This window comes from Psychrobacter sp. PG1 (assembly GCF_014897815.1).
Taxonomy (GTDB): Bacteria; Pseudomonadota; Gammaproteobacteria; order Pseudomonadales; family Moraxellaceae; genus Psychrobacter.
Window position 1 is genome coordinate 5814 of the sequence record NZ_JABUZG010000044.1, and the last position, 10362, is coordinate 16175.

The 10362-nt window shown below is 40.4% G+C and carries 9 protein-coding genes and 1 pseudogene; 7 read left to right on the forward strand and 3 right to left on the reverse strand.

Going from position 1 to position 10362, the window contains the following annotated elements:
- Positions 1-229: 229 nt before the first annotated feature.
- From INT03_RS03515 to INT03_RS03525, 3 genes are all read left to right on the forward strand, one after another.
- A complete protein-coding gene (locus tag INT03_RS03515) occupies positions 230-1165 on the forward strand; it encodes an energy transducer TonB (protein WP_226950389.1) in 936 nt (311 codons plus the stop codon).
- A gap of 123 nt (positions 1166-1288) precedes the next feature.
- Positions 1289-1978, forward strand: coding sequence for a MotA/TolQ/ExbB proton channel family protein (locus INT03_RS03520; protein WP_193007645.1), 690 nt, complete (start codon positions 1289-1291; stop codon positions 1976-1978).
- Between the two features lie 214 nt (positions 1979-2192).
- A complete protein-coding gene (locus tag INT03_RS03525; RefSeq protein ID WP_193007647.1) occupies positions 2193-2594 on the forward strand; it encodes an ExbD/TolR family protein in 402 nt (133 codons plus the stop codon).
- Between the two features lie 462 nt (positions 2595-3056).
- On the opposite strand, the pseudogene INT03_RS03530 reads toward INT03_RS03525, so the two are convergent.
- Both INT03_RS03530 and INT03_RS03535 read right to left on the reverse strand, forming a co-directional pair.
- Positions 3057-4180, reverse strand: a pseudogene (locus INT03_RS03530) (IS256 family transposase).
- Between the two features lie 134 nt (positions 4181-4314).
- A complete protein-coding gene (locus INT03_RS03535; RefSeq protein WP_193007649.1) occupies positions 4315-5280 on the reverse strand; it encodes an alpha/beta hydrolase in 966 nt (321 codons plus the stop codon).
- 372 nt (positions 5281-5652) lie between these two features.
- On the opposite strand from INT03_RS03535, the gene INT03_RS03540 reads away from it, so the two are divergent.
- The 3 genes from INT03_RS03540 to INT03_RS03550 all read left to right on the forward strand — a co-directional run bounded on the left by INT03_RS03540 (position 5653) and on the right by INT03_RS03550 (position 8788).
- On the forward strand, positions 5653-6321 hold the full coding sequence (locus tag INT03_RS03540; RefSeq protein ID WP_193007651.1) for a hypothetical protein: 669 nt from the start codon (positions 5653-5655) through the stop codon (positions 6319-6321).
- Between the two features lie 138 nt (positions 6322-6459).
- Positions 6460-7146: a hypothetical protein gene (locus INT03_RS03545; protein WP_193007653.1), complete on the forward strand. Its 687-nt coding sequence runs from the start codon at positions 6460-6462 to the stop codon at positions 7144-7146.
- Between the two features lie 511 nt (positions 7147-7657).
- On the forward strand, positions 7658-8788 hold the full coding sequence (locus INT03_RS03550) for a siderophore-interacting protein (protein WP_193007655.1): 1131 nt from the start codon (positions 7658-7660) through the stop codon (positions 8786-8788).
- 597 nt (positions 8789-9385) lie between these two features.
- Here INT03_RS03550 and INT03_RS03555 read toward each other — a convergent pair.
- A complete protein-coding gene (locus INT03_RS03555; protein ID WP_193007656.1) occupies positions 9386-9715 on the reverse strand; it encodes a LysR substrate-binding domain-containing protein in 330 nt (109 codons plus the stop codon).
- Between the two features lie 165 nt (positions 9716-9880).
- Between INT03_RS03555 and INT03_RS03560 the strand changes: the two genes are divergently transcribed.
- Positions 9881-10357, forward strand: coding sequence for a WG repeat-containing protein (locus INT03_RS03560; protein WP_193007658.1), 477 nt, complete (start codon positions 9881-9883; stop codon positions 10355-10357).
- The last annotated feature ends 5 nt before the right edge of the window (positions 10358-10362 follow it).

Consider the following 10362-nt stretch of genomic DNA (forward strand, 5'->3'; position numbering starts at 1 on the left):
TTCATAGGCTGAGGTATTTAGCTCTAGCGAGAATTTTCAGTAGTGACTTAGTGGTAGGAAGAATTCTTCTTGAGTACATGAAGATGAGAGAGGGTGCTTTGTAAGCGGGAATAAATATTTAAAAGATAGTTATTAAATTTATTGATAATAGTTATCATTTGCATTAACATTGCTATTACATTTTGTTTAATAAAATTATTAGGCTGTTATGGGTTCAACAAGTTTCAATATGCCATCAGTTAAATTAACATCCACAGTTATGGGTTGTGTTGTCGCATTACATTTGCTGACAGCAATCGTATTGGTGATGGTCAAAACCCCTGTGATTACTATTAAGCCACTTGAAATAACACCGCCTATAGAAATACAGTTGGTGTCAGAAGTTACGACAATTGCAGAGCCAGTGATGGCAGTCGCAGAAGTCGAACCTATTAAAGCGCCTAAACCACAATCTGTTAGCGTACCTGAGGCAAAACCAGAGCCAAAAAAAGCAGTGCAACCAGTTGTGAGGAAGGAGAAACCAAAGCCTCAGGTTGATACTAAGCCAGATACTACGACAACAAAAATAGTAGAGAGCAAGCCTGTCATCAAACAACCAATAAAATCACAAGAATCAGACGCAGCAGCTCAAGCAAGCGCTTTAGCAGCCGATAACGAACGTAAAATATTGGCAGCACAGACTGAAAAGGCTAATCAACAAACGCATGCTAAAGCTATGCGCGAGGCTCAGGCTGCAGCGGATACCAAAGCAAAGGCAGATCGTGAAGCGCAAGCCGTATCCGATGCCAAAGCTGCACAAGCCGCCCGTGCAAAAGCTGAAGCCGCGACTCGTGAGAAAGCTAATCAACAAGCTGCTGCTGCAAGTAATACACCAGTCAATTTCACTGCGACCAACGCTAACTGGGCATCAGCACCGAGTTTTAGTTTTCCTGCTCGTGCCAGACGAGGTGCTAGATCAGGGGAAACCTTTAGAGTTGTCTTGGTACTACAAGTTAATAAGCAAGGCAGCATAGATAATGTGAGCTTAGCGCAATCTTCTGGCAACGCCGCACTCGATAGGGATGCTCAACAACAAGTACTTTCTGGTAAATTTAAACCCTTTACGAAAAATGGCGTACCAGTGGTGGGTAATGTAACTTTACCTATCAGTTATGCAGCACCATAAAATTTAGTTATTTAACGAGCCTATTATTTTTAGAGCATCATTACTGATGATTTTTCATGATAAGTGGATATGCGGTACTCGCAAAAAACTCATATGATTGCATAACATATTAAGGAGTCTGATATGAATTTTACAAGCTACTGGCAATACAGCGATTTGGTGACCAAAAGCTTGTTTTTCTTGCTATTGGTCTTATCGGTGCTCTCTTGGGTAACTGGTATTATTCGTATATTACAAAGCCGAAAATTGGCCGCCTGTGTTGCTGATGATTTGAGTCAGCAGGTTGAGATGAAGCGTTCAGCTGTGATTAACTCTGATGCTGCTATGCATCGATTAGTCATTGAGCAAGCATTATTAAAGCATATCGGGCGTTACCGTTTTGCTAGCGAACGCGGCCTACCTATTTTAGGTACCACTGCAGCGATCGCGCCATTTATTGGGTTATTTGGTACAGTGTGGGGTATTTTTCACGCGTTACATAATATCGGTACCAGTGGGCAAGCAGGACTTGGACAAGTGGCAGGACCAGTTGGCGAGGCGCTCATTATGACAGGTCTCGGTATTGCCGTCGCAATTCCAGCAGTGGTGTTTTATAACCTTGCCGTACGTATCAATCGACGGGTAATGTACCATGCCAATGATAGAGCCCATGATTTATTGGCGCAGTCTGTTGATTTAGCAGCAATGCAACCTTCAATGGAGCCTCATAATGTAGCTGAAAAGCAAGGCATAACCACTAATGTCACTTTTAGTAAGAGTGCTCATAGCAATAGTAGTATTCATACTGATACACAAGAGGCTTACCAACAGTAGCATTGCTAGATTTTATTTATAGTCAGAGCACTTTTGAACCGATACGGTGTTGCCCGCCCTAAATGTACTCAGTGTACTATCTGCGGTCGGTCGCCTTGTAGCGTTTCTAAAATTCCTTGACTATATAAAGTTGTTGTAAATGCCAGCGCTGGATGGCTTTTTTAAAGCAAAAGTTTATGATTTTGTATAAGACTGACACACGATAGAGAATATTATGGCATTTCAGTTAAGTGATGATAACATCCAAAGTATGAATGAGATGAACCTCATTCCACTGATTGATATCATGTTGGTATTGATGATTATCTTTTTATTGACAGCGACTGTTTTGAATCCAACAGTACCGCTCGATTTACCCAAAACCAGTGCGCTAATCAATGAGCAGCCACCTGAAGCAATCCAAATTAGTATAGATAAAGATGCTGGTATTTTCTGGGATAGCGATCCTATTAGTATGGAAGAACTAGGGGTGCGTCTACAACAGCAAAGTGGAGCTGGTAAAGACCCTTCCGTGCTATTAAGAGCAGATAAAGAAAGTAGATATGAGACGGTGGCACAGGTACTAGCGGTAGCCAGTCAAGCAGGGCTGAGCAAAATAGCCTTTGTAAATGAATAGTAATGAAAACTAGGAGCTATTTAGCAGAGTTGGCTTTCAATATAATCAATCCCGCTATTATTAAATACAAATAAGATAATAATAAACATAAATATCATAACAACCTTTCTCTCCCGCCTTGCTTGGGTAACCTAGCGAGGTTTTTCTTATCTAGTAGATAAGGTCTGAGTGCTAAATGTATCTTGAACATACTCAATCTTAAAATCACTCATCGCTAGGAGGTCTAAACCATAATTATTAAGGTAATGATTTTTTAAGAAATAGGTATCATTCCAATTGATATGGGGAGTTGAAGAGTCTTAAAGTATAGGTCTTAAAATATCTGCTATAGATCAATAAAAATAAGCCTACAGTTTTTCTATTAAAAGGAGCCCATCCCAGATTCTGTGTAACTGCCGTTTAGATTAAATGCTTGCTGATACGATCGTCAAACATAATCATAAAACGATTAAGAGCAGACGTTCAGTTACGAATAGGCATCGACCATTTTTTGGATGCCTGCTGGGTTACTAGGTACACCACTTTGAAAGCAGCTTGATCAGACGGGGACACCTGACGCTTATTCACCGCTGCCCGAATCACACTGTTTAGCGACTCGATAGTATTGGTGGTATATATGACTTTTCTGATGTCTTTAGGGTAATTAAACAATACCGTTAAGCCTTCCCAGTTATTGCGCCAAGACTTGATGACATGTGGGTATTCTTTGCCCCATATCTCATCGAAATGCTCAACGTTGGCCTCTGCCATCTCAAGCGTATCAGCCCATAGATGACCTTTAAGTCAGCCGCTACGGCCTTTTTATCCGTCCAGGGTACAAAATTCATTGAATAGCGCACCATATGCACGATACACAGCTGCCCCTGTGCTTTGGGGTAGACGGTGTTAATGGCATCAGGGAAGCCCTTTAGATCATCGACACAGGCGATTAAGATGTCTTGTACTCCACGGTTTTGTAGTTCAGTGAGAACGCCCCCCAGAAATTAGCGCCCTCGTTCTCTGACAGCCACATACCAAGTAACTCTTTTTTACCGTCAAGATTAACGCCTAGAGCTAAGTAAATAGCATTGTTGATGATCTGCTTGTCTTGACGTACTTTAATGACAATGCAGTCTAGATAGACAATAGGATAGATGCTGTTAAGTGGTCTATTCTGCCACGCAGTGATGTCCTCCAAGATGTTGTCAGTGACTCTTGAAACTAAGCTATTTGAGATATCTACATTGTATAGCTCTTTAATGGTTTCGAAGATCTGAGTGGTGGTTTGACCTTTGACCTTTGGCGTATGAGCGAGGAGAAGCAAGTGTCCGGGGGACAGTTGCCCGAAGCGCAAGACTGTGCCTGTAGTGAAATATGATTTTATTATCAAGACCAGTAATACGACTTTGATGCTTACTGACCAGCACAGGCTCAAAGCTGCTATCACGGTCTCTTGGAGTTGAGACCTCAAGATCGCCGATGTCACTGCGGACTGTCTTTTTAGTGTGACCATTACGCTTATTGGGCTTATCTGCCTTTTCATGCTTGGGGTAGCCAAGATGATCTTCCATCTCAGCTTCAAGGGCAGTGTCGATGAAGGATGTCATCAAAGCTATTCATGTTACCAGCCATTAGCTCAGCCAGTTTTTTAATGTCAGATTGGGTAGTCATTGCTTATTCTCCGGTTAGTGGATTATAAGCAGTTACACAAATTTTGGGAAACTCCCATTAAAAGTCAGTCTTAGAAACGTTTTAAGCTCTCCAATAGAGAGGTTGTAAATACTTCTCCGTGTGATTGATTGTAAAACTGATAACTACAACTCTTCTCAAAGTGGTCACAGATTTCCTTGGCGAATTCTTTTTTACTCATCAGAGTGGGCACTACTACTGGGATAGTGGTTTGCTCTGCAGAGTGACTAAAAGTGAGTCGTATTTGTTTGTGTTTATTATTGGATATATCTGCAAGTTGCGCTTTAGGAAGGTTTTGATACGCTTGCCAATAGTTAATCATCTCTCCATCTTGCCACCATAGCGAAGGATCAGCACTGAAGTACTGCTGATAAGCTTCAGGGTGCTTGAACAAATTATACAATACAAACAAACCACCGTAAGAGTGTCCCCAAATCGCTTCTTGCTTTGGTTTTTCGCCTAGCTGCTCATATACCCACGGCTTAATTTCTTTTTCTATCAGCCCATAAAAATGCTCTGCACCACCATTTAATCGCTCTTTACCTTCTTCTGTAAACGCACTGTTATCTATAGTGTTGGCTAATAATGGTGGGGTATAGTCGTAGGCGCGGGCATCGACATCGAAGCGATAAGGTGTTTGGTAACCTATAAAGACTAAAGCAGGCGCTGATTTTTTTGGCGTAGACTTGGATAAGGCGCGCAGCGTTTCTGTATCTAAATCATCAATAGCCGCATTACCATCCAGTATATAAAGTAATTTACTAGGAGTTTTTACAGAATTGTTAGAGAGTTGATGATCGGTTGTTTGCTCAGGAATAGCTAACCATACTTGATAATGACGAGGTTTTGCATAGGCTTTCAGCGTTTTCAATTGTGAATCTGTTACGCTAGAGGAGGGTAGTTCTGGTGCAGGTTTAATGAAGGTATGATATACGAAACGATATCCGGTATCTTTGGCATGCAATAAGCTCATATCTACTGTCTTGGTCAAGTCAGGTTTAGCATAGCTTGGTGACATCATTACTCCTGCTATGGTTATCGTTATAATTGCAAATTTTGTCTGAAATTTTGACATACCTATCCTTTATCATATTCAAAAAGCCTTGAGCATAGTATTGCTTATATGAAAACTGTAAGAGAATTAACAAATGTATTTTATATCCTTGATAAGGATTGACAACTAGTTGCATTATCGTAATAATAATGCATATGATAATCGTTATCAATTACAATTTTTTTCTAGTAGTTCTGCATTTCACAAAAACCCTTCTTATGAGATTAAATTATGTCACGTTCAACTCAGTCATGTTTCAGCAAAAATCTATTATCTAAATTTTCAGTTTTATCTATTGCGCTGTTATCTTTAGGGGTTATAGGATGTCAAAATACGATGTCACCATCGAGCGTAACGCCTGTATCTACCTCTCATTCTGTGATCAACGGTCTCATGAAAACGCAAAGCAACTATGCCGATAGTCGTTATTTGACGATTGACGGCAAAGACTATCCCGTTTCTGAAAACTCTGCTCGAGTAGTCATCAATAAAGCGAAAAATGCACCAGAATTGGTCGCAGATATTTTTGATGGAAAAGGTAAAGTTGCGGTACCAGGTTATAAAGTGATGTTGATGGCTCGAACCAATTCAGTCGCTGTAGAAGCCAGAAAGCTAGATAATGGTAAAGTTATCGATAATCGCATGATTCACCGTGGCAGCAAGTCTCTTGTTGGTATTCCTGTTGTCAACGGACAAGCAAAACTTGATCAGGCACAATTATTAGATTTCGATATTATTTATGATGATTTAACGAAAGTCGTTGCAGAGGGCGAAGTGGTCAAACCACGGGGTACAAAATTAACCAAAGCAGAGACACCCATTACCAATAAGAAAGTGGTCGTGCATTCACTGACCTTGCCGAACATTGCTAGCGGTGAAAGTGCAGGTGGTGGTGTTAATTTCGAAGCCAGTGCAACGGTAGACGGTAAAGTTGTCAAAACTGGCGCTAATAGTGCCTTCAATATCTTTTATACCGCTACTAGTGATAATGCTAGAGGATTTTAGTTGTTGAGTGCTAACCGGTAAGAGCAGGCTCTGACTTCACTAGATGAAGTTAGAGTTGTTTTTATTTAATAGCTATCTGTTTTTAATGCCATTAACAAACCCAATGGGTTATCTACTATGGCTTTAAGGAATACTAACGTGGTTCATAATACCTCAAATCAATCCTCGCATTTTAGACTGTCACCGCTGTGCTATTCTATATTATCTTTACTCTTTATGTCACCAGCGATAGCGGCTGAATCAGAAGATAGTGCTGATGCATTGCCTAGTACCACTTTAGATACGATTGTGGTAACCGTGAACCCTTTATATGCCATTGATCCAAGTGAAGATAATGACTTATATAATGCCAATGTCGCGACGGTCGGTACCAAGATAACAGATTATCTAGAAAATATTCCCCAGTCTATCAGTTTGATCACCCAAGCAAAAATTGATGACTTAAATCTTGATACGTTAGACCAAATTGCTAAGCGCACGACCGGTTTACGAGTTCTGAAAGATGATGATGGGCGCTCATCTATTTACTCTCGTGGTTATGAATATGATCAATATAGTATTGTGGGCGGTGTGGTGAATTTGGTTCGAAAGCGTGGTAAAGCCAATATTAGCAATCCAGAATGCTATGGCGTATCTGCTGGTCTTCAGGGCAGCTTGAGCGCCGATGACAGTCTCATTGGTCGCACGGTGCTGCAATACAATCAGCGCTCCAATTCAGTAGTTGATGACATCTGTGGTAAATACAATCAAAACGGTACGACCTACGTCAGTGTTGATAAGCAATTGAATGATACCAGTAAATTTGGTCTGGGTTATTTGATGTAAGATCGACAAATCACCCCCAATAATGGTCTGCCTACCTTTGCTGATAAATCTTTAATCTCCCTACCTAATAATGATTTTTATGGGGCTAAGTGGAACGACTTTAACAGTCAGAGCCATGATGTGTTTGCTGATTTTGAGCATCGTCTGGCTAGTGCTGGTGTCATAAGTGTCGGTATTCGCTATTCTGATAGAGAGGCTGATTATCATTATGCCTAAGTTGCAGGTATCTGGTGGTTATAGCTATCTAGATAGTGATATCAAACAGACCTCAATACCGGTCAATTAAACGTTTATAACCTGTTAAATAAAGACCGTTATGTCCGCGTCGGCTCACTCAATACCTCTAATATGCCAGGTGATGAGCGTGAAGTAAAAGCGTCGCTGTCTTATAAGTTCTAGTTTGAACCATAGTTAAAAGTATTGTTATCACACAATATTAATGGATCAGGCGATTGAGTGAATCATGCGCCTTGTCTTTTTTATAAAACCAACTTTTTATAAAGGGTGCATTATGTCCCAAGTTTTTGATCAACATCATACAGACAAAATGCCATTACCCATGGTAGCTAAAATAAAGTTCATGAACCATGTCAATGATGAACACCAAGACGAATTGGCGCTGTTTGTAGAAGCATTTGCTGACACCAAGCTCAGTAATGATATGGCAGTTGTAGTAGCAGAGGTTTATAGCAATGGATTATTGCTCGAAGCATCAGTCCAAAATGTAGAAGCTTTGCCAAATCACAAAGTAGAAATGTTATCTGATGGCATCAGCCAGTTTTTTATTGAATTTGAAAATGTGATTGATGAAACCATTACTTTGAAGTCGCAATATATTAACCTTTTGCAAGTGGCTTCAAAGAAACTTGGCAAGCTCGCAATAAAACAGCAAGAGCGTTATTTCACTGTGATTGATGGTTATTACGCCAGCCCGAATATGTTCCGATTGGTAGTCGCTGCACCTGCTGATACGCCACTGAATTATGCAGGATACGCCTATCTGTTTGAAATGAATACTGACGTATCAATTAGTCATAACTCTGCCGCCGCCTCGGAGAAATTACAGCGTTACTATACCTTGCGAAAAGCATGGCAAGATGCAGAAACTCAGCAAATACAGGGTTGGGTGGATATTTATATTCATGGGGATACCTCTGGTGGTAATTGGGCGAGAGCGGTTCAAGCAGGAACACAGCTTAAAAGTGTACGCGATTATCCAGAAAGGATTGCGCATTTAAATGATGGTCAGTGCCTGCTTCTGTGCGACGAAACATCTATGCCGACAGTCGCTAATTTATTAGAAAACTGGCAAAATCCGATAGCGCCAATCGTCATTGTCATGACGAATGATGGTGCAGAGCTGTCTTATCTACAAGAGATCGAATTAAGTCAGACATTGGCAGAGATAAATAGTTTTAAACAAGACAATATAGTGCATATTTTGAATACACCTTCTATTGATCTTCCTGATGCTATTGTCTCAGCTATAGATACACGTTTAGAAGACGGCTCTATTCTTATAGAGAAGGTTTGGGGCGCGCTTAGCGCAGCTGATGCCAAAATATTAAGGCGCCAATTAAAAACTAAGTTTGATTTATCTCGCCAAGATATGGTTATGAAGGTGTATTGGCGAACGTCTTAAGGAGTAGGTGTATCTTATTATTGAATCTCATACTTATTTAAATAAAAATAAGGCTAATAAAAATTTGTATTTTCAAAATTACAATAAGGAGATAGTCATGGATAGACGAAGTTTCCTCGAAATTGGTTCAGGATCTTTAGCGATCAGTGCAATGAGTATGAGTAGCACTGCATCGGCTCTGCTCAATTGTAGTTTACATGACTATTAAGGCATACAGCAATGTGATGCTAGTATAGATAGTAGACTAGCTTTTATGAGTGCAAGAGTCCAAAGAAATACTCAGTGGTGCTGGTGAGCTATGCTGAAGGAATCTTGGAGAAGAAGGTGGTAAACTAACGACTCTATGAGGAGTTTATCATAACTAAGAAAACCAGAGTCTATAGTACAGTTTCCAAAGCTGAAGCTGTTAAATAAATAGAAGGCAACAACAGCAATGTTTCACTGACTGCAAGGCAGCTAGACATATCGGGTCTTCGACGGTACTGGTGCTGTTCAGTTATAAGTGGTTCCATTATACCAGTCTGTTATAAGTGGTATGTTAATAGGTTTGAAGGGTGAAATAGCTGGTTCCCTTGGGGTACAGCTATTACAGACTAATCAACCAATAACCAAGTTTTCAATACACCACTCCCATACCGCATCTACAGCAGGTCGTGATACTGATGTGCGTTTACGAATAAGGTAGTAATCAGGCTCAACAGTTAAACCTAACTTACTAACTTGTACCAAACGCCCCGCAGACAAATCTGATTGTACGAACGCCTGACAAGCAATCGCAACTCCCTGTCCTGCTAAAGCAGCATCTAAAGACAGCACGTTTTGGTTAAATACTGCACCTGACAGCTTATCTGCCGTGTTAAGAAAACGTTGCCAATGGTTGTGTGAATCATGTAGCAGTGGCATCCCTTTTAATTGCTTGAGTGACATAGGAACCCCTAAATTTAATACCCATAGTAGCAGTGTTATATAGGCCAGTTTTTATCAATGCTATATCGCTTCCACACCTTATAACCGAAATTAAGATGAAAATATATAATAAAAAAAACGTCACTGGTTTTAGGTCTCTGTGGCGTATTTGCGATATTACCTGCTGTGTCCGCATTGCAGAGTTTTGAGGTAGAGAATAATAATGATTTTAAGTGTGGCTATAAAAATGATAATGGGAAGGTTTTTGTAGCTGCAGAATATTATAGTTATGGCGATTTCTCTGAGGGCATGGCTCGTGTCTCATTAATGAAAATGGGTATGGTCAAAGGTTACGATGGCGCTGAGGATTACGAAGACTATTTATACATGCAAGGCTATATCAATGAAGCTGGCAAACTAGTCATACCGGTTGAACATCAAGCACCGCTTTTTTATGGGGTGATTATTGACTATCGTGACTTTAAAGAAGGCTTGGTTGCCGTCTATAAAAACGGTAAATATGGCTATATGAATAAAACGGGTAAAATGGTCATACCCTATGCTTACCAAACGGCAGGCGATTTCAGTAATGGTAGGGTAGTCGTCAGTAAAAATGATAAGTATGGCGTCATTGACCTATGCTGTCAAATCTGTAGACATTGACTTGG